At 66.9% G+C, this 19707-nt stretch carries 17 protein-coding genes; 7 read left to right on the top strand and 10 right to left on the bottom strand.

What is annotated here, in order from left to right; translation table 11 throughout:
• The first annotated feature begins 82 nt into the window (after positions 1–82).
• Positions 83–823: a geranylgeranylglyceryl/heptaprenylglyceryl phosphate synthase gene (locus IPM49_14065; protein ID MBK9275649.1), complete on the top strand. Its 741-nt coding sequence runs from the start codon at positions 83–85 to the stop codon at positions 821–823.
• On the opposite strand, the gene IPM49_14060 is transcribed toward IPM49_14065, so the two are convergent.
• On the bottom strand, positions 824–1711 hold the full coding sequence (locus IPM49_14060; protein MBK9275648.1) for a T9SS type A sorting domain-containing protein: 888 nt from the start codon (positions 1709–1711) through the stop codon (positions 824–826).
• 101 nt (positions 1712–1812) lie between these two features.
• Here IPM49_14060 and IPM49_14055 point away from each other — a divergent pair, with 101 nt between their 5' ends.
• Positions 1813–3762 (top strand): tetratricopeptide repeat protein, encoded by a 1950-nt coding sequence (locus IPM49_14055; protein MBK9275647.1) that lies wholly within the window; start codon positions 1813–1815, stop codon positions 3760–3762.
• 6 nt (positions 3763–3768) lie between these two features.
• On the opposite strand, the gene IPM49_14050 is transcribed toward IPM49_14055, so the two are convergent.
• From IPM49_14050 to IPM49_14025, 6 genes are all read right to left on the bottom strand, one after another.
• Positions 3769–5088, bottom strand: coding sequence for a T9SS type A sorting domain-containing protein (locus tag IPM49_14050; protein ID MBK9275646.1), 1320 nt, complete (start codon positions 5086–5088; stop codon positions 3769–3771).
• 159 nt (positions 5089–5247) lie between these two features.
• Positions 5248–6105 carry a T9SS type A sorting domain-containing protein gene (locus IPM49_14045; protein MBK9275645.1) on the bottom strand — a complete coding sequence of 286 codons (858 nt, stop codon included), beginning with the start codon at positions 6103–6105 and terminating at the stop codon, positions 5248–5250.
• 488 nt (positions 6106–6593) lie between these two features.
• Positions 6594–8984, bottom strand: coding sequence for a TonB-dependent receptor (locus IPM49_14040; GenBank protein ID MBK9275644.1), 2391 nt, complete (start codon positions 8982–8984; stop codon positions 6594–6596).
• Positions 8985–9162: 178 nt separating this feature from the next.
• Positions 9163–9453, bottom strand: coding sequence for a nucleotidyltransferase domain-containing protein (locus IPM49_14035; GenBank protein MBK9275643.1), 291 nt, complete (start codon positions 9451–9453; stop codon positions 9163–9165).
• On the bottom strand, positions 9446–9841 hold the full coding sequence (locus IPM49_14030; protein MBK9275642.1) for a nucleotidyltransferase substrate binding protein: 396 nt from the start codon (positions 9839–9841) through the stop codon (positions 9446–9448). The genes IPM49_14035 and IPM49_14030 overlap by 8 nt, the downstream gene beginning before the upstream one ends.
• Positions 9842–9861: 20 nt before the next feature.
• Complete coding sequence (locus IPM49_14025) at positions 9862–10443, bottom strand: ATP-binding protein (GenBank protein ID MBK9275641.1); 582 nt, start codon at positions 10441–10443, stop codon at positions 9862–9864.
• 90 nt (positions 10444–10533) lie between these two features.
• On the opposite strand from IPM49_14025, the gene IPM49_14020 reads away from it, so the two are divergent.
• The 3 genes from IPM49_14020 to IPM49_14010 all read left to right on the top strand — a co-directional run bounded on the left by IPM49_14020 (position 10534) and on the right by IPM49_14010 (position 15288).
• Positions 10534–12366, top strand: coding sequence for a T9SS type A sorting domain-containing protein (locus IPM49_14020; protein MBK9275640.1), 1833 nt, complete (start codon positions 10534–10536; stop codon positions 12364–12366).
• Between the two features lie 64 nt (positions 12367–12430).
• Positions 12431–13912, top strand: a complete 1482-nt coding sequence (gene crtI, locus IPM49_14015; protein MBK9275639.1) for a phytoene desaturase — start codon at positions 12431–12433, stop codon at positions 13910–13912.
• Positions 13912–15288: a carotenoid biosynthesis protein gene (locus IPM49_14010; protein MBK9275638.1), complete on the top strand. Its 1377-nt coding sequence runs from the start codon at positions 13912–13914 to the stop codon at positions 15286–15288. The genes crtI and IPM49_14010 overlap by 1 nt, the downstream gene beginning before the upstream one ends.
• 13 nt (positions 15289–15301) lie before the next feature.
• Here the strand turns inward: IPM49_14010 and IPM49_14005 are convergent, their stop codons facing one another.
• The 3 genes from IPM49_14005 to IPM49_13995 are packed head-to-tail and all read right to left on the bottom strand — an operon-like array spanning position 15302 to position 17520.
• Complete coding sequence (locus IPM49_14005) at positions 15302–15880, bottom strand: nicotinamide mononucleotide transporter (protein ID MBK9275637.1); 579 nt, start codon at positions 15878–15880, stop codon at positions 15302–15304.
• Positions 15881–15893: 13 nt separating this feature from the next.
• Positions 15894–16562 (bottom strand): leucine-rich repeat domain-containing protein, encoded by a 669-nt coding sequence (locus IPM49_14000; GenBank protein MBK9275636.1) that lies wholly within the window; start codon positions 16560–16562, stop codon positions 15894–15896.
• A gap of 13 nt (positions 16563–16575) precedes the next feature.
• Complete coding sequence (locus tag IPM49_13995; protein MBK9275635.1) at positions 16576–17520, bottom strand: bifunctional riboflavin kinase/FAD synthetase; 945 nt, start codon at positions 17518–17520, stop codon at positions 16576–16578.
• 150 nt (positions 17521–17670) lie between these two features.
• Here IPM49_13995 and IPM49_13990 point away from each other — a divergent pair, with 150 nt between their 5' ends.
• Both IPM49_13990 and atpC read left to right on the top strand, forming a co-directional pair.
• A complete protein-coding gene (locus tag IPM49_13990; GenBank protein ID MBK9275634.1) occupies positions 17671–19182 on the top strand; it encodes a F0F1 ATP synthase subunit beta in 1512 nt (503 codons plus the stop codon).
• 54 nt (positions 19183–19236) lie between these two features.
• Positions 19237–19470 carry an ATP synthase F1 subunit epsilon gene (gene atpC, locus IPM49_13985; GenBank protein ID MBK9275633.1) on the top strand — a complete coding sequence of 78 codons (234 nt, stop codon included), beginning with the start codon at positions 19237–19239 and terminating at the stop codon, positions 19468–19470.
• Positions 19471–19707: the final 237 nt, after the last annotated feature.

Here is a 19707-nt window from a genome sequence, read left to right as displayed (position 1 = left end):
GTGCGAGGGTCGGCCCGTTCGCGGCGGCAAAGGTAGCGGTTCGGAGGGCTGAAGGCCAGCCCTGTTGACTATGTTCGCACCGATGGGCGCCGTGGTGGAACAGCTTGAGGACGCGAAGGTTCGCGGGCGCAAGCTCCTGGCCGTGCTCATCGACCCCGATCTCGGGCAGGACGAGGCCCTGCTGGAGCGCACCGTGCAGAACGCCTGCATGGCCAGGGCCGACCTGCTCTTCGTGGGCGGCAGCCTGCTCACCTCGGCCTCCTTCGACCGTTGTGTGGACCTGGTGAAGCGCTGGAGCACGAGCCCCGTGGTGCTGTTCCCGGGCAGCCCGGCGCAGCTCAGCCGCCATGCCGATGCGGTGCTCTTCCTCAGCCTGATCAGCGGCCGAAACCCCGAACTGCTCATCGGCCACCACGTCACGGCCGCCCCCACCATCAAGGCCATGGGCCTCGAGGCCATCCCCACCGGCTACATGCTGGTGGACGGCGGCGCACCCACCACCGTGAGCTACGTGAGCCAGACCGCGCCCATTCCGCACGACAAGCCCGGCATCGCCGCCGCCACCGCGCTGGCCGGCGAACTGCTCGGCCTGCGCACCATCTACCTGGACACCGGCAGCGGCGCGCGGCGCACCGTGAGCCCGGCGATGATCGCCTCCGTCCGCAAGGCCGTGGACCTGCCCATCATCGTGGGTGGTGGCATCCGCGATGGGGCGACCGCGAGGGAGCTGTGCGAGGCCGGAGCGGACGTGATCGTCGTCGGCACGGCCTTCGAGCAGGATCCCGAGCTCATCTTCGCCCTGAGCGAAGCGGTGCACGGCTGATCACTTCTTGACAAAGCGCGCCGTGCGGACCTCCCCGTCCACATCGGTCACGCGCAGCAGGTGGATCCCGGGGACCAGGGCACCGATGTCCAACGGTCCTTGGGGCGCGGTGGATGCCAGGGCGATGCGGCCATCCGGCCCGAACACCTCAAGCTGCGCACCAGCCCTCGCCCCCTTCACGAACAGCTGCTCCTCCGCCGGCACCGGGTACGCCGTCAGTGCCAATGACGCCTGCGGCGCGTCGTCCATCCCCAGGGCGAGCGCGCAATCGCCCACTCCGCCGACGTTCGGGCCCCACTGCACCGTGTCGCTCGCGGTCATGCACACCAGCTCGCCCAAGCCGGAAACGCTGCCGCACACCGCCATCTGAAGCAGGCCCTGGGTGCAGCCGATGCCCTGGATCCAGTGGATCCCCGTGGGGCCCGTCATGCCGAGGCACTCCAGCTCCACCCTCCGTCTCTCCGTGACATTGATCGTCACCGTATCCACCGCGAAGACACGCACATCATGCGGATACAGTCCATGAACATCGTACAGGGTGTCGCCGGGCATCACATCAAAGTCGTAGAGCAGCACCGGATCGGCAGCGCCAGGCGCCCAGTAGCTCACCTGGCCCAGTTCGTTGTCGTACAGCGCCCCGCCATACACCGCAGGGTAGATGGACCCGTCGATGGAGGTGGCGAGCAGCAGCTTCTTATAGACCGTTCCGTTGTACACGGTATCCGGAGAGACCGCATCATACGTGTAGTGGTAGCCTTCATGCGGATACCCCGGGCCGACCCAGAAGGAGACGGTCCAGCCGGCGTCCGCATCCGGCAGGGCATCGAACTGGGCGTGGAGCTGGATGACGATGAGGCCGGCGATCAGCAGGTGGAGTGCGCGTACCATGATGTGGTGGTGTTGGTCCGAACATAGGACAACATGCGGACAAGGAACGCTGCCCAAAGTGGAATGACCTTCCTTCACACCGCTCTAACTTCCCGCGCTCCATGCGCCACGTCCTGCTGATCCTGTTCTGCCTCGTGGCGGGCTCCGTGCGTCCCCAGACCGACTCGCTCTGGAAGGTGTGGCGCAACGAGGCGCTCCCGGACAGCGCCCGCCTGACGGCCATCGCCAGCCTGTCGTGGAAGGCGGTCTTTGAACAGCCGGACAGCGGGATCGCGCTGGCGCGGATGCAGTTGGACCTGGCCCGTCGCGGCGGAGCACCCAGGGCGCTCTACACCGCTTACAACACGCTGGCCGTGGGCTACAAGCTCCGCAGCGACCTGCCGGCGGCGCTCGACCATTTCAACCGCGCTCTGGAGGTGGCCCGCTCGTCGAAGGACCCCGGGCGCACGGCCGCCGCGCTGAGCAACATGAGCACGGTCTACAAGGACCTCGGCGACCTGCCCCGCGCGCTGGAGCTGCTCCACCAGAGCCTGCGCATCGACCAGGACCTGGGCAACACGGCGGGTGTGGCCAGCACCTACAACAACATCGGCAACACGTACAAGCGGTTGAACGAGTTCGACAAGGCGTTGGAGAACTACGAACGGAGCGCGGCGCTGTACAACGAACTCGGCAACGCGAAGGGCCGCGCCAGTGCCTTGGTGAGCATCGGCACCACGCACAGCGACCTCGGGCAGCGTGAAAAGGCGGTGCGGGAGCTGCAGGAGGCCATCGCCATCTACCGCGACCTGGGCAGCCGGATGGACCGGGGCAAGGCGCACAACAACCTGGGCCAGGTGCTCACGCGGATGGGACGCAGCGCCGAAGCGCACGCCCACTTCGATACGGCCCGCACCGTGTTCATCGAGCTCGATGCCAAGGACCCGCTGAGCCGCAACTTCTACTACTCAGGCGAGGCCTACCTGGCGGAAGGCCGGTCCGCCGAAGCCCTGCGGGCCTGCCGGCAGGGCCTGGCCCTGGCCGACAGCCTGGGCCTGCTCGCCCAGCGCAAGGAATGCACCGATTGCGTGATGCGGGCCCTCGCGCTCACCGGCGACTACCGCGGGGCGTACGAGGCCCAGCGGTCGTTCCTGTCGCTCGACGATACGCTGGACAAGGTGAACAACGGCCGGGAGGTGCTGCGGTTGGAACTGGTGCGCGACTTCGAGCAGCAGCAGATCGCCGACAGCCTGGCCCGGGTGAAGGAGACCTTTGAGCAGCAGCTGGCCTTCGACCGCCGCATGGCCGATGAGCGCGGTCGCAGGGGTATGCTCATCGCCGGCATCCTGCTGGCCCTAGTGATCGCCGGTGCCCTGCTCAATCGCCTGCGCTACACCCAGCGCTCCAAGAAGGCCATCGAGCACGAAAAGGAGCGTAGCGACGAGCTGCTGCACAACATCCTGCCGGTGGAGGTGGCCGCCGAACTGAAGGCCAAGGGCCGCGCTGAGGCGCGCACCTACGCCAACGCCACGGTGCTGTTCACGGATTTCAAGGGCTTCACCCAGCTCAGCGAGCAGCTCAGCGCCACAGAGCTCGTGGACGAGATCGACGCGTGCTTCAAGGGGCTCGACGCCATCGTGGGGAAGTACCACGTGGAGAAGATCAAGACCATCGGCGACGCCTACATGGCCGCCGCCGGGCTGCCCGACCCCCAGGCCTCAAGCGCTGCGGACATCGTGCTGGCCGCGCTGGACATGCGCGACCACATCGCGCAGCGCCGCACGGAACGGCTGCGCGCCGGCAAGCCTGCCTTCGAGATGCGCATCGGGCTGCACAGCGGTCCGGTGATCGCCGGCATCGTCGGCGTGCGCAAGTTCGCCTACGACATCTGGGGCGACACGGTGAACACCGCGGCCCGCATGGAGAGCAGCGGCGAACCCGGCCGGGTGAACATCAGCGCCACCACCTACGAGCTGGTGAAGGACACGCCCGGCCTGCGCTTCGAGGCACGCGGGCTGGTGCACGCCAAGGGCAAGGGCGACCTGCGGATGTACTTCGTGGAGCGCGCCTGAGGCTGCTCAGCGCACCATCAATCGCTCCACCCACGAGGTGCCGCCCGCTGTCAACCGCACCAGGTACAGCCCGGACCCGGTGACCTCGTCCAGCTCCAAGGACAGGGGCACAGCGTCCGTCACCATCAACGTGCGCTGGGAAAGGACACGGCCCGTCAGGTCGATCAGCTCCACCTGTGCGGAGCCATCGATGCCCACCGGGACCAGGGTCACCACCGCACCCTCCGCGGGGTTGGGGAACAGGCTGAAGCCCGACCCGTCCGGTCCATCGGCGAGTTCCATGTCCCGGGATGCCGCGAGCGGGTAGCGCGTGCGGATGGTGCACGACGGGCCGAAGGGGCAGTAGGTGGCACCACCGTCGAAGCTCACGCGCACCTCCACGGTGTAGACGCGGCCCGGCTTCAGCGGCAGGGTGGCCCAGGGGTTCAAGGTCAACGTGGGCGTGCTGGAGGCGATGCGCCGCAGGTAGGTGCCGTAGCTGAACTGGAACTGGTAGTGCGTGGCGCCGGGCACGGCGCGGGCCTGGATGCTGCTGGTGCCATTGAGGAAGACCTGCGTGCCGCAGCTCGGGGTGGCATCGTCGGCGTTGGTCAGTTGCGTCACCGCGCAGCCGTCCGCGCCGGTGCGCACGGCATCGTCGTAGCTGCTGGTGAACGAAGCCCCATCCAGGTCGATCAGCGTCTCGCCCAGGGCGATCACCTTCACGTAGCCGGGCAGCGCCCGTGCGTCCATGCCGTTGCCTCCGCTGTCATCCACGCGCAGCGCATAGCACGCGGCGGGATCCAGGTCCACCCAACTGCGCTCCACGGCCTCGGCGCTCGTGTACGGTCCGCCCGTGGCCACGGCCATGCCCGTGGCGTCCTTCAGGCTCCAGGTGGTCTCCTGCGGATCGCCATCGGTGCGCACCTCCACCAGCACGCGGTAGCTGTCGCCCTCCACGCTCTCGCCCTGCACCGTGCGGGTGATCACGTTGCCCGTTGACACCTCATCGGGTTGCGTGTTCACGGTGGTGATCCGGAACTCCAGCTCATCGCCGGGCTGCAGGCCATTGATCGTCGGCAGCGCAGGTTTGCGCACCTCGCCAGTGAGCGCGGGCACCGCCAGCACCCAGTTGAAGGTGTTGTCCGCGAGCCCGTTCCGCAGGATGTCGATGTCGCAGCTCGTCATCGTTTCCCCGCCCGTGTTCTGGATGCGCAGCACCGGAGTGATGCTTCCATCGCAGGTGCGATCGAGGCCCTCGTAGCTGAGGATGGTGGCATCGAAGCTCTGGGCGCTGAGCAGGGCAGGCGCCAGGGAGGCGGCGACGAAAAGGGTTCTGGTGCGCATGGCCGGGGTCGTTGGGTGAACAAACGTAGGGCGGCAGGGCCCAAGGTCCATGATAACCTTGGTTACCATGCTCATGATCGGGCCGCTCACCACCGCACCGTCACCCCGCCCAGCACACGGATCGGGGCTTGAGGGTAGTCTCCCTTGACGCCTTCTCCGCTAATGTGGATCGTGCATCAAGCGCACCGCCAGCCGTCCTTGATCGGTAGTTACCACCACCGTGTACATGCCAGGTGGATGAGCGCTAAGGTCGATGTTGTGCGCACCGGTCCTCAGCACTTCCCGGCCTTGGGGATCCAGTACCATCATCTGGGCTGGAAGCGTCGAGCCGTACAAGGTGTACCGGCCCGTTCCTGGGTTCGGGCCCACAACCACCGGGAAGGCCTCGTGCTCAGGCACACCGTTGGGAGAGCAAGTCCCGGGTGCCCCCACAGGCCCCCAGGACCACCACACCGTATCGTTGCTGCTCACACATTCGAGTCCATATACCACATCTAATGTCGGCTCTCCAGCAGTTTCCAATAATCCGGCCGACCCTCCAATTCCTTGTATCCACCAATACCCTGTCGGTCCACCCATCACACCAATGTTCTGAATACCAACCCTTTTTCTTGCTTGGCCGCCTAGAATGATCGTATCGACCCCGGTCACGTACATGGTGGTCGTGAAGCCATTGGCAGGATCAGTGCCAGCGATCCAAACCCCAAGCACTGAGTCGCCCACAGCAACGTCAAAATCGTATAAGAGATGCTCTTGATCCGTATTCGGATGATAGTAGAACACTTGGCCTGATCCACTCTCCCGTAGCCCTCCCCCAAATTCCCCAGGCCATGTTCCAGTGTCCCAGTACCAAGTCAATGACCGATGGTCCTGGCCATTTATCGTCGTGTCCGGAACAGCTCCTGGCAACAAGTAGGTTCTTCTCCAATCGAACAACCCTTGCCAAGTGTCGTACATCCGGAAATTCCAGATAACAGCTGAATCTGGCAATGCCTTGAACTGGGCTTTCAGGGTCAAGGTCGGAAACATGCAACCAACGGATACCACCACAATACTCAGGGCCGATCTGTACGTCTCCATCGCTAAATGCATGCGGACCCGACAGTCCAGACTCGCCCGCGTTTGCAACGCGGGCGCTGCATTGCGCCGTGCTTGCAGCGCGTTCCGAACAACCGCTATTGCCATTGGTGGAACCATCCTCTCTGATATGAAGATAGGTGCGCTCCGGCCAACGTTGCAATGGCCGATGTCACGGACGTAGCCAATGGTGGACAAAGGGTGGGTTTATTATGCCGCCCGCGTTACAAACGCGGGCTAGTGACAAGAATTGATGGATAGTGATGGCATGCTCGTCGCCCGTGTTGCAAACGCGGGCGAGTGACCGCCGCTGGAGCCTCGTTTCACCCCATGTCCAGCGAACGGTACAGCCTGGCCGACCAAGGAAGGCGCTCGCCTCAAGCTCCGAGCCTCCAGCTTCCGGCCACCAGCTTCCTGCCGCCGTCCGCTCACCACCGCACCGTCACCCCGCCCAGCACATGGATCGGGGCTTGGGGAAAGAGGCCGACGAGCTCGCGGCGCGCACCGCCCTCGATGAAGCTGTAGCTCCAGCCGTTGCTCTCATACACCTCGTTGAGGACGTTGCGCACGGTGAGGTTCACCTCCACCATCGGGATGCCGAAGAGCTTGTGCAGGGATGCGTTGACGCGCATGTCGTTCACGAGATAGGCATCGAGCTTGCGCGTCGCGCTGCCGCTGTTGTCCAGGAACTGCTCGCCCACGAACTTGGTCACCCACGCGATGTCCGCGCGGCCGCGGTCCGTGTGGTTCCACAGGGTGAAGGCGAGTTCGCTGCCCGCGATCCACTCCGGGCTGAAGGCGATGGGCGTTTCGGTGTAGCGCACGGCCTGCTGGCCACCGGTGTCCCAGTCATCCACGTATTCCACAAGATCGAGGATGCGGTTGCGGCTCCAGGTGGCGTTGCCCTTCCACAGCAGCCAGCGAAGGGGCTGTGCGGCCCAGGTGAGCTCCAGGCCGGCGCGGTAGCTCCGCGGCACGTTGGTGCGCAGCGCGGCGCCCACATCGTTCAATTCGCCGGTGAGCACCAGCTGGTCGGTGTAGTCCATGTAGTAGGCGTTCAGGCCAAAGGCCATGCGGCCGCTGCGGCGCTCGTAGCCCGCTTCGGTGTCGACGAGCTTCTCGTGCGTGGGGCGGCTTTCGGGGGTGGTCTCGGTGAAGTCGTCGCGGTTGGGCTCGCGGTGGGCGATGGCCACACTGGCATACAAGCGCCCGCCCTCATGCACGCGCCAGTCCACGCCGGCCTTCGGGTTGAAGAAGGTGAAGGCGGCGCGCTGCGTCACGTTGTCCAGCTCGTCGTCGAAGCCCAGGAAGGCGTAGTTCACCTGGCGCAGCTGCACATCGCCATGCAGCTGCACGCGGTCGCCGAGGCTGTACGTGAGCTTCGCGAAGGCGTTCGCGTCGCGCTTGCGCGCATCGTTGCTGTAGTAGCGGTCGCCGATGTCGGTGCCTCCGGCGAACCGTGCCCAGTTGACCTCGCCGAAATGGTCGCCGCGGTAGTCGGCATAGCTGCCGCCCACGATGAGCTGGTGCGCGCGGAAGGTGTGCGTCAGCGAGGCGTTGACACCCAGCAGCGTGTTGTCCAGCCAGCGCCGTTGCACCAGGTCGCCGTTGGTGAGCGTGTCGCCGCCGATCACCGGGTCGCCGATGCCGAAGAAGCCGAGGTCCGCCTCGTCCTCGAAGCTCTCGAAGAAGCCGCGACCATCCACGCGGAAGCCGGTGAGGTTGATGGTGGTGCGCTGACCGAGCTGTTGATCGAAGAGCAGCTGGACGTGGGTCTGGCGGTAGTCGTCCACCTCGTTCTCGTACGTGTAAGGGTTGTAGGTCCTGTTGGTGTCGATGACCTCGCGCGGCACGCCGGCCCAGGCCTGGTAGGTGACCTCGCGCCCGCCGAAGGTGATGAAGCGGAGGCTGCGCTTCCTCCCGACCCAGGCGCCCTGCACGAAGTAGCTCTTGAGGTCGGCGGTGGCGCGATCGATGTAGCCATCGCTGGCGATGTGGCTGAGGCGGGCATCGAGGCTGAGGCCGGCGGCGGAGGTACCCGTGCCGGCGCGGGCGGTGAACCGGCGTGTGTTGAACGATCCGCCGAAGGCGCTGACCTCGCCGAAGGGCCGTTCGCTCACGGTGGTGGTGCGCAGGTTGATGCTGGCCCCGAACGCGCCGGGACCGTTGGTGCTGGTGCCCACGCCGCGCTGCAGCTGCACGTCCTGCGCGCTGCTCGCCAGGTCGGGCATGTTCACCCAGAACACGGCCTGGCTTTCGGCGTCGTTGATGGGCACGCCGTTGACGGTGACGTTGATGCGCGTGGGGTCGGTGCCGCGCACGCGCAGGCCGGTGTAGCCGATGCCCGTGCCCGCGTCCGTGGTGGTGACCACGCTGGGCTGCAGGTCGAGCAGGATGGGCAGGTCCACGCCGGTGTTCATGCGCTGGATCTCGTCGCGCGTCAGCGTGCTCTGGGCCACCGGGGCGCGCTCACCGGCGCGTATCGCCACCACTTCGGCACCGCGCAGCAGGCGGGCCTGCGGACCAAGCACCAGGTCCAGGGGCTGCTCGCCTTCGTCCAAGGTGAGCACCGTGTCCACCGAGGCGAAGCCGAGGTGGGCGAACAGCAAGCGCACCGGTCCTGCGCGCAGGCCGGTGAGCACGTAGCGGCCCTGTGCATCAGCGCTCGTTCCGAAGCGCTGGTCGGCACCGACCACCACGGTGGCTCCCGGGAGCGGCTGGCCCTGGTCATCGGTGAGGGTGCCGCGCACGGTCGCCTGGGCCGATGTGATCAGCGGTGCGAACGTGGCGCAGAGCAAGAAGGTGCGGACGAGGTGCATGGGCTTCTCCGGGTATGCGTGTCGTGGCGCGGAGAAGCCCCTTTCCGGGCTGGATCCCTTCGCAGCATTACCTGCGCAGGTTCATCGGGTCTGATCTCAGCACCCACCCGAAGGCGGGGCACCCCGTTGCACGACGGTGCGAAGGTAAGGTCGTACGCACGACCGGTGGTCCAAGCCTTCAGATGGGCACCTGTTCCTGCTGGACGCGCCGCCTGAACGGTGGCCGCACCGCCCGCAGGTCCAGCAGGTCCACGCTCATCGGCAGGTCGCTCTCCTGGAAGGCATGGCGCAGATCGGCGAGGGTGGCCAGATCCAGTTCGGACCCGGCGTCGATGGCCAGGTCGAGGTCGCTGAAGCGCCGTGCCGTGCCCTTCGCGCGCGAACCGAAGGCCCAGGCTTTCGCACCCGGCACTCGCTCGGCCAGGATGCGCCGCACCTCGGCGCGATGATCGGGATGCAGATCAAGCATGATGCTCCTTCAGTCTCCGCATGAGCGTGGCCGTATCCTTCACGAAGGCGCCGAGCAACGCGGTCACCTTGCGCGCGCTGACCTCATCGTAGGTATGGCTGGTGAGGTTGCGGGCCTCGTGATAGGCGAACCACCGGGTCGGGTCGTCGATGAGCGAGGCGCGCGCGGCGAGGCGGAACAGCTCACGACGGGGCACGTAGTCCAGGTCCTGCGCACCGGCCCATTGCAGGTGTCGGCGCATCATCTTCCACGACATCTCGTACGTGAATTCGAAACGCTTGACGGCCGCATCGCGGACCACATCGTCCTCCAGGTCCATGCGGGTCACTTTCCGCAGCGCGCTGAGCGAGCGGCGCAGGGGACCAAGGTCGAGCTTGCCTGAAGCCATGCGCCGTCGAAGATACCGGGTCAACGCCGCGCACGCCGCAGCAGGTCATCCACCACCAGGGTGGCCACATCCATCCGCTGTGCGCGATCGCCCTCGATCACCGTGAAGGGCAGACCTCTCGATCGCAGCTCGTTCATCCACACCTCGAACAGCCGGTCGCGGTCATGCGAGTTCTCGCGGAGCGGATCGGGCTCCCAGGGGATGTCCGGCCGGCACAGCAGACGCCAGTCGTAGTGCACCTCGCCCACCAGGTGTTCGATCGTCGGATGCACGCGCCCGTACTTCTCGCGCGACCAGATGACGAAGTTCACCGTGTCGGTGTCGAAGAAGACGGGTTCCACCGGCGCGGTGCCCAGGCCATCGGCACCACCCGTCGCTTCCCAGTGCTCCGCCGCGAAGAGTGGTGCATCCTGATGCATCTGCGCCTGACCACGGGCCATCTCCAGCACGTCGTCCTCGGTGTAGGGCCGGCCGAGCTCCTCGAGGTATTCGCGGGCTCCTTCGGTCACATGACCGGCGAAGAAATGGTGCATCAGCGCTTCACACAGCGTCGTCTTGCCGCTGCTCTCCGGCCCCACGATGGCGATGCGCACGAGCTCCATCCGCCGTGAAAGTAACGGTCCATCACCGGGCAGGCAGCGATGCCATGGCGCGTCCCCTCTATTGGACAACACGGACCAAGACGAACGACCATGAACAGGACCACCATACTCCCGATCTTCCTGCTGGGCACGCTTGCACTGCACGCACAGCTGGCCCCGCAACGAAGCGCACCGCTGTACGCACACCTGATGGAAGTGAACCGCCAATGGGCGACGATGGACCCCTCACCGGCGGGCGGAGCGGCCACAGTGTCCTTCCGCAGTGAAGCGGACCGCATCGCCACCCACCTGCGCCTGGTGCGTGAACACCTGCTGACCCGCTCGCCCGAAGGCCTTTCCGCCGCGCAGGCGGACCAGCGCCATCGCCTCCTGGACGCACTGAGCGTGTACGCCGAAGGCCGCACCTTTCCGCAGAACCATGTGCTGCCCTACCGCAACCCGGTGTTCATCGACCCGCACCACACCGCATGCGCGGTGGGCCAGTTGATGATCGAGAGCGGGCACCGCGCGCTCGCCGAACACATCGATGCCGAAGCGGAACTGGCCTATGTGGCCGACCTGCTGCGATCGCCGACCCTGGGCACGCCCATCGCCGGCTGGGCCACGGACCACGGATTCACCGCCGATGAACTGGCCTGGATCCAGCCGGGCTATCCGCCGAGCATCCCCTGGAACACCCTGGGCACGGGCACGGACAGCAGCGTGACGGCCCTGCTCGCGCTGGGCACCGGCGACCTGCTGGTGGCCGGTGCCTTCACCACGGCCGGTGGCACCGCCGCCACGCGCGTGGCCCTTTGGAACGGCAGCAGCTACAGTGCCCTGGGGAACGGCGTGAGCGGAGCGGCCGCGTGCGCGATCGAACACAACGGGCTCATCTACCTGGGCGGCACCTTCGAGAACGAGCAGGCCGACCTGGCCATCTGGAACGGAAGCACCTGGTCCTACGCCAACCTGTTCCCCGGCATGGCCCCGCGCACGCATGCGCTGCACGTCCACAACGGCGTGCTGCACGCCGCAGGCGAGGCCAGTGGCTTTGCGGGCACGGATGACGTGGTGAAGCGGCTCGTGAACGGTTATTGGGAGCAGGTGGGCAGCCCCTTCGATGCCACGGTGATGGCCCTGGCCACGCACAACGGGCAGCTGGTGGTCGGCGGTGCGTTCACCACGTTGGAGTCCCCCATCGAGCCTGTGCTGGTGCGCTGCGCCACCATCGGCAGCGGCGACTGGCAGAACCTCGCCATCGGACTGGATGCGCCGGTGCGTGCGCTGCTGAGCGTGAACGACACCCTTTACGCCGCCGGTGATCTTTGGGCCAACATCGTACCCACATATGGTCTGGCAAGGCTGGCACCGGGCTCCACCACCTGGGAGGAGCTTCTTCCGAACCACGACACGTACATGCCCGCCGGCGTGGGCCCCACCTACATCAGCAGCCTGGCGCATCATGCCGGTGCGATCTACTTCGGCGGTGTGTTCAGCCTGTACCAGATGCTGACCGACGGCACCCACATCGGCCGCTTCCTCGGCACACCCGACGCGGCCGAGCCCATGATCTGGCTGGAGGCCCCGGTGCATGCGGTGGCCGTGCTGGGCAACGCGCTGGTGATGGGCGGCGACTTCGCGATGGTGCACGCGCACGTGGCCATCACCGACCTCAGCGTGGGGCTGCCGGATGACGATCGACCGATGCCGGGTCTCTTTCCCGTGCCTGCCGACGCGTCGGTGGATGTGACCCTGCCTGCACCCGTGGACGCAGGTGCCGTGCTGCGCATCACCGATGGCGCGGGACGCGTGGTGAAGGACCACACTGCCGCCGCCGGTGACCGTCAACGCATCGATGTGCACGACCTGGCCCCGGGCGCGTACTGGCTGAGCGTGGGCACCGATGGACGCTGGCGACCCGCGCCGTTCACCAAGCGCTGATCACACCGCACGACGAACGGGCCTCCGCGAACCGCTGCGGGGGCCCGTTCGTTCCTTTGCGCCCATGGGGAAGCCTGCGCGCGCCATCGTGGTCGGCACCGGCGTGGCCGGGCTGGCCGCCGCCGTGCGGCTTGCGGTGAAGGGCTATCGCGTGGATGCCTTTGAAGCCGCCGGCACACCCGGTGGCAAGTTGGCGGAACTCCAGCTCGGCGGCTACCGCTTCGACAAGGGCCCTTCGCTCTTCACCATGCCCCATCTGGTGGAGGAGCTCTTCACGCTCGCCGGCCGGCCCATGGCCCCGCACTTCAGCCATCGCCGGCTGGAGGTCGCCTTCCGCTATTGGTGGGAGGACGGCACCCGCGTGACCGGCTGGAGCGATCCGGAGCGCCTCGCGGAGGAACTGGAGCGCGTGCTGGGCGTGCCCCGCGCAGCCACTCGGGCGTACCTGCACCGCGCATCCACCCTGCTCGACCGCACGGGCCGCACCTTTCTGGAGCACTCCCTGCATCGATGGAGCACCCTGTGGAAAGGCGGCGTGTCACAGGCGCTCCTGGCGGCGCGTCCGCAGGAACTGTTCGGAAGCCTGCACCACGTGAACGAACAGGCCCTGAAGCACCCCAAGGCCGTGCAGCTCTTCGACCGCTACGCCACCTACAACGGCAGCGATCCGTACCGGACACCGGGCATCATGCGGATGATCCCCGGGCTGGAGCATGGCCACGGAGCCTACCACGCCGTGGGCGGCATGCGCCGCATCGTGACCGCCCTGCACGCCCTGGGCGAAGCGCTCGGGGTGCGCTATCACGTCAACGCGCCCGTGGAGCGGATCCGCTTCAGCTCCGATCGACGCCGGGTGGCGGGCGTACGTGTGAACGGTACTGACGTGGACGCCGACGTGGTGCTCTGCAACATGGATGTGGAACCGGCCTACCGAAGGCTGATGCCGGACCTGCCCGCCCCGGAGCGCACCTTGCGGCAGGAGCGCAGCAGTTCGGCGCTGGTCTTCTACTGGGGCATCACGCGCAAGTTCCCCGAACTGGGCCTGCACAACATCCTGTTCAGCCGCGACCACCGCACCGAGTTCCACCACCTGTTCGACACGCTGGACCTGGGCGACGACCCCACGGTCTACATCAACATCACCAGCAAGGAGGACCCGCAGGACGCGCCACCCGGGTGCGAGAACTGGTTCGTGATGATCAATGCGCCACGGTATGTCGGCCAGGACCGCGAGGCCCTCGTGGCCCACGCGCGGCGCACCGTGCTGGCCAAGGTGCAGGGCACCCTGGGGGTGGACCCGGCGCCGCTGATCGCCGTGGAGGAGGTGCTGGACCCGGCGGGGATCGAAGCGGCCACCTTCAGCCATCAGGGGTCGATCTACGGCACGAGCAGCAACAGCCCGTGGGCGGCCTTCCTGCGCCACCCCAACGACCACCCGAGGGTGCGCGGCCTGCACTTCTGCGGCGGCAGCGTGCATCCCGGCGGGGGGATCCCGCTGAGCCTGCTGAGCGCCCGCATCGCCACCGCAACGATCGCCCCCGCGTGATGGACCGGCTGCTCCACCTGTTCACCCTTCCTCGCGCCACCTTCATCATCGTGGTGCTCCAATCCGTGGGCCTGGCGGGACTGGCCAGCCCGTGGGCCGAACACCTCGTGCCGCTCACACCGGTGACCCTGCTCATCATCGCCCTGCTGCTGCTGCTGCACACGCGACCTGATGCGCTCACCCTCGCCTTTGCGGCCGGCGTGCTGGTGCTCGGCTTCCTGGTGGAGATGGCCGGCGTGCGCACGGGGATCATCTTCGGCCACTACCACTACGGCGATGCGTTGGGCCTGAAGCTCTGGGATACGCCCTTGATGATCGGCGTGAACTGGCTGCTGCTGGTGCTCTGCATCGGGCCGCTGATCGCCGGTGTGGCCCTGCCCACCTGGGCCCGCATCGCCGTGGCCTCCCTGGTGATGGTGGGCGTGGACCTGGTGATCGAACCCGTGGCCATGCAGCTGGGCTTCTGGAATTGGGACGGCGGGGTGGTGCCCATGCGCAACTACGTGGCGTGGGGGGTGGTGAGCGCGATCTTCTTCGCCGCCTACTTCACCCTGCCCGTGAAGCGCACGAACCCGCTGGCCCAGGTGGTACTCGGCGCGCAGCTCTTCTTCTTCGCCGGCATCATCGGCATCGGTGCGCTGCAGGGCCGCGAGGCGTACACGTACCTGGCCCTCGACCTGTTCACGCTGAGCTTCCCGCTGCTGCGCAGCTTCGAACCGCGTGTGCGCTACTGGCGCAAGTGGCCCGGCCTGTTCACCGGCACCGCCGTGATGGCCGCCACCTTCATTGCGTGGGATGCCATCTTCACCGCCACCGGCGTGTGGGGCTTCAACCCGCGCTACCTCACCGGGCCGCACATCGCCGGCCTGCCCATCGAGGAGTGGCTCTTCTTCCTGGTGGTCCCCTACTCCTGCACCTTCATCTACGAGGTGATGCGCTATTTCGTGCGCCGCGATGTGCTGGGGACGGTGGCCCGGCCGCTGGCGATCATCCTCATCGGAGTGCTCACCCTCGTCGGCGGCCTGTACATCGACCGCATCTACACGGCGATCACCTTCCTGTGCACCGCGGCCCTGCTCACCGTCCACGTGTTCGTGCTGCGCAGCCCCTATCTCGGCCGTTTCCTGCTGGCCTACGCGGTGAACCTGGTCCCCTTCATCCTGGTGAACGGGGTGCTCACCGGCACGCTGCTCGATGAACCGGTGGTGTGGTACAACGATGCGGAGAACCTCGGCATCCGCATCGGCACCATCCCGCTGGAGGACAGCATGTACCTGCTGTTCTTCCTGCTGCTCACCGTCACGTTCTACGAACGGCCGCTCCGCCGCGCGCATGGCGACCTGCTGCCGCCTGTGCCCGGCCACGGGGCCGACTGATCCCGCCGCTGGTTCAGGGACCCTGTGCCGCCCGCCATTGCCGGTGCCAACGGCGGAGCGCCGAAGCGGACAGCACCACGTAGATCGCATAGAGGCCCACGTACCACCACAGGCCCAGCATGGCGTACAGCGCGATGGCCACGGCATCCGCCACGATCCAGTAGGCCCAGTTCTCCAGCACTTTGCGCGCCAGCATCCAGGTGGCGAGCAGGCTGAAGGCCGTGGCGAAGCCATCCAGTGCCACGTGCTGCGCCCCGGGGAGCAGGCGCAGCAGCAGCGCCAGGACCAGGGTGCCCAGCAAGCCTGTGCCGATGGCCCGTGCGTGGAAGCGTCCCCCGCGCCGGACGATCGGCAGTTCGGCGCCCTGTCCGCGGCCCCACGACCACCAGCCGTAAAGCCCCATGCCCACGTAGACGGCGTTCAGCGCCACCTGTGCGAACACCTGCTGATGGAGGAAGAGTGCGATGCCCAAGGCGGAAGCCGCGATGCCGAAGAGCCAGCCGATGCGCCGCTCGTAGAGCATGAGCACCGTGTAGGCGAGGTTGCCGCAGGCCGCGACGGCTTCGAGCAGGCTCCAGGTGAAGGGGCTCATGGGCGCCGCTCGCTCACATGCCGCAGTTGCACGGCGCGCTGAACTGGATCTTGGCCCGCGGCCACAGCTCGGCGATGCGCTCCATCTCCTTGGGGCTGAACTGGATCACCCGCAGGTCCACGTAGCGCAGGGCCTCCAGCCCTTCGAGCTCCTCGGGGAAGGTGGCCAGGTCGTTGCTCCACAGGTCGAGGCTGCTGAGCTCCTGGAGGCGCCCCAGGCAGGCCGGCAGACCGGTGAGCGCGTTGCGGCTCATGTCCAGCCGCTTCAGGTGGCGCAGCCCGCAGATCACCTCGGGGAAGTCCACCAGCTTGTTGCCGCTCAGGGTGAGCTCCTGCAGGTTGGCCAGGTCGGTGAACCACGGGGGCAGCTCCTTCAGCTTGTTGCGACCCAGGTCCAGGGCGTTGAGGTTGGGCAATCGCCGCAGCTCCTCGGGCACGGCCTTGAGCTTCTGCTTGCTGAGGTCCAGGCGGTGGACCTGCATGGGCTCGGCCAGGGCGCGCTCAAGGCTGCGGTAGGTGCGCACCGTGTCCAGCGTGGACTGGGGCAGCGGCTGGGCGTGGGCGGCCGACGGGAAGGAACAAGGAACAAGGAACAACAGACAGGAGCGAAGAACGAAGCGGGCGACACGCGCCCATCGGCCGGCGGGCGGGATGCGGCGATGCATGGCGGGGATGGCGGACATGGGCATGCTCGAGCTATGACGCAGGCAGGGTGTTCAGCGCCGCCTGGGCGGCCTCGCGGTCGCGGTGAAGCTGTTCCTTCAACGCATCGAGGCCGGGGAACGTGCGTTCGTCACGCAGGCGGGCGTGCAGTTGCAGCTCCATCGGTTCGCCGTACACCTCCTGGTCCAACCCGAACAGGTGGGCCTCGATGGTGCGCTCTCCCTCGCGCACCGCGGTGGGGCGCACGCCGATGTTCAGCATGCCCTCGAACCGCCGGCCGCGCACGGTGGCCGTGATGGCATACACCCCGTTGGCCGGCACCAGCTTGAAGGGGTCCACCAGGCCCAGGTTGGCCGTGGGGAAGCCGATGCCGCGGCCGCGCTGGTCGCCCTTCACCACCACCCCGCCCAGGGTGTAGGCGTAGCCCAGGAGGCTGGCCGCCGTGCGCACATCCCCTTCCAGCAAGGCCTGCCGCACCTTGGTGCTGCTCACCTGCACGTGGTCCACCTCGTGCGCGGGGATCTCCTCCACCTGGAAGTCGTAGACCTCACCCAACTGCCGAAGCAGGTGGATGTCGCCCTCGCGGTTGCGCCCGAAACGGTGGTCGTGGCCGATCACGAGGGCGTGCACCCCGATGGCCTCCACCAGCACATCGCGCACGTACTCCAAGGCCTTCAGGCGGCTGAAGGCCCGGCTGAAGGGGATCACCAGCAGGTGGTCCACCCCGGCGGCCTCCAACAGGGCGATCTTCTCCTTCTGGGTGCTCAGCAGCTTCAGGTCGTTGTCCGTGGGGAAGAGCACCATCCGCGGGTGCGGGTGGAAGGTGAAGAGCACCGAGCTGCCCGCTTCGCGCCGCGCCACCTGGTTGAGGCGGTCGAGGATCACGCGGTGACCTTGATGGACGCCATCGAAGGTGCCCGTGGTGAGCACCGGGCGTTCCACGCCCAGGAACCGCTCGAGGTCTGTATGCACCTGCATCGGGGGCGAAGGTCGGAAGGGGGGAAGGAACGGCCCGGCGCATCCCCCCGCCAACACCTGTTGAGAACGTCCATTGGTGCTTCCGGGGGGAAGCCCTACCTTCGCGGCCGCAAATCGGAGGCATCGCCCTCCCAACCGCTCAACCCCCTCATGGCCAAGCACATCGGAAAGGTCGTCCAGGTCATCGGACCGGTGGTCGACGTGCGCTTCGAAGGCGCCAGCTCGCTGCCCAACATCTACGACGCGCTGCACATCACCCGCCCGGACGGTACCATCCTGGTGCTGGAGACCCAGCAGCTGATCGGTGAGGACACCGTGCGCGCCATCAGCATGGAGAGCACCGATGGCCTCAACCGCGGCGCCGAGGTGCACGGCCAGGGCCAGCCGATCAGCATGCCCGTGGGCGACGCCATCAAGGGCCGCCTGTTCAACGTCACCGGCGCGGCCATCGACGGCATGAAGGAGGTGAACACCGGCAAGACCTACCCCATCCACCGCGAGGCGCCCAAGTTCGAGGAGCTCACCACCAGCACCGAGGTGCTGTTCACCGGCATCAAGGTGATCGACCTCATCGAGCCCTACGCCAAGGGCGGCAAGATCGGCCTGTTCGGTGGTGCCGGCGTGGGCAAGACCGTGCTGATCCAGGAGCTGATCAACAACATCGCCAAGGGCTACAGCGGCTACAGCGTGTTCGCCGGCGTGGGCGAGCGCACCCGCGAGGGCAACGACCTGCTCCGCGAGATGATCGAGGCCGGCATCATCAAGTACGGCGAAGGCTTCAAGCACAGCATGGAGGAGGGCGGCTGGGACCTGAGCAAGGTGAACTACGACGACCTCGCCACCAGCCAGGCCACCTTCATCTTCGGCCAGATGAACGAGCCGCCCGGCGCCCGCGCCCGCGTGGCCCTGAGCGGACTGACCCTGGCGGAGTACTTCCGCGATGGCGACGAGCAGAGCGGCGGCCGCGACATCCTCTTCTTCGTGGACAACATCTTCCGCTTCACGCAGGCGGGTTCCGAGGTGTCCGCCCTGCTGGGCCGGATGCCGAGCGCCGTGGGTTACCAGCCCACCCTGGCCACCGAGATGGGCGCCATGCAGGAGCGCATCACCTCCACCAAGCGCGGCTCCATCACCAGCGTGCAGGCCGTGTACGTGCCGGCGGATGACCTCACCGACCCCGCCCCCGCCACCACCTTCGCCCACCTCGACGCCACCACGGTGCTGAGCCGCAAGATCGCCGAGCTGGGCATCTACCCCTCGGTGGACCCCCTGGACAGCACCAGCCGCATCCTCACCCCCGCCATCGTGGGCGAGGAGCACTACACCTGCGCCCAGCGTGTGAAGGCCATCCTCCAGCGCTACAAGGAACTGCAGGACATCATCGCCATCCTGGGCATGGACGAACTGAGCGAGGACGACAAGCTCAGCGTGTTCCGCGCCCGCAAGGTGCAGCGCTTCCTGAGCCAGCCCTTCTTCGTGGCCGAGCAGTTCACCGGCCTCAAGGGCGTGATGGTGCCCATCGAGGAGACCATCAAGGGCTTCAACATGATCCTGGACGGCCAGATGGACGAGTACCCCGAGGCCGCCTTCAACCTGAAGGGCAACATCGAGGACGTGATCGCCGCCGGCAAGAAGATGCTGGCCGAAGCCGCGAAAGCCTGAGGAACCATGTGGCCATGTGCACATGTGCACATGGGCCCATGAGCACATGAGCACATGAGAGTCGAGATCATCACCCCCGACAAGGAGCTCTTCAAGGGCGAGGCCAGCTACGTGGGCGTGCCCGGCGTGGATGGCAGCATGGGCTTCCTGGAGAACCACGCCCCGCTGATCACCGTGCTAAAGGCCGGTGAGGTGAAGCTTCGCACGGACAAGGGCGAGAAGACCTTCGCCGTGAAGGGCGGCGTGGTGGAGGTGAGCCGCAACACCGTGCTGGTGCTGGCCGAATAAGGCCGAGGACCCCTCGGATCACGGAACAGATGGTGAACGGCGTCCACAGGGGCGCCGTTCCCGCTTCAGGGACCCCGAGGTCGGCTACGGTGCCTTCAGCTGGCCCGAGCCCCCCGGCCTGATCCTGGCAGCGCCGGTGCAACGGGCTGAGACGTCCACCACCACGACCCGGTGAAGAACTCCGGTCTTCCGGCTTGCCCGATGCATGTACCATGACCGACCTTTCACGAATAAACA

The sequence above is a fragment of the Flavobacteriales bacterium genome (assembly GCA_016715895.1).
GTDB lineage: Bacteria > Bacteroidota > Bacteroidia > Flavobacteriales_F > PHOS-HE28 > PHOS-HE28.
The sequence above is the reverse complement of the archived record's forward strand: the minus strand, read 5'-3'. Positions and strand labels throughout refer to the sequence as shown.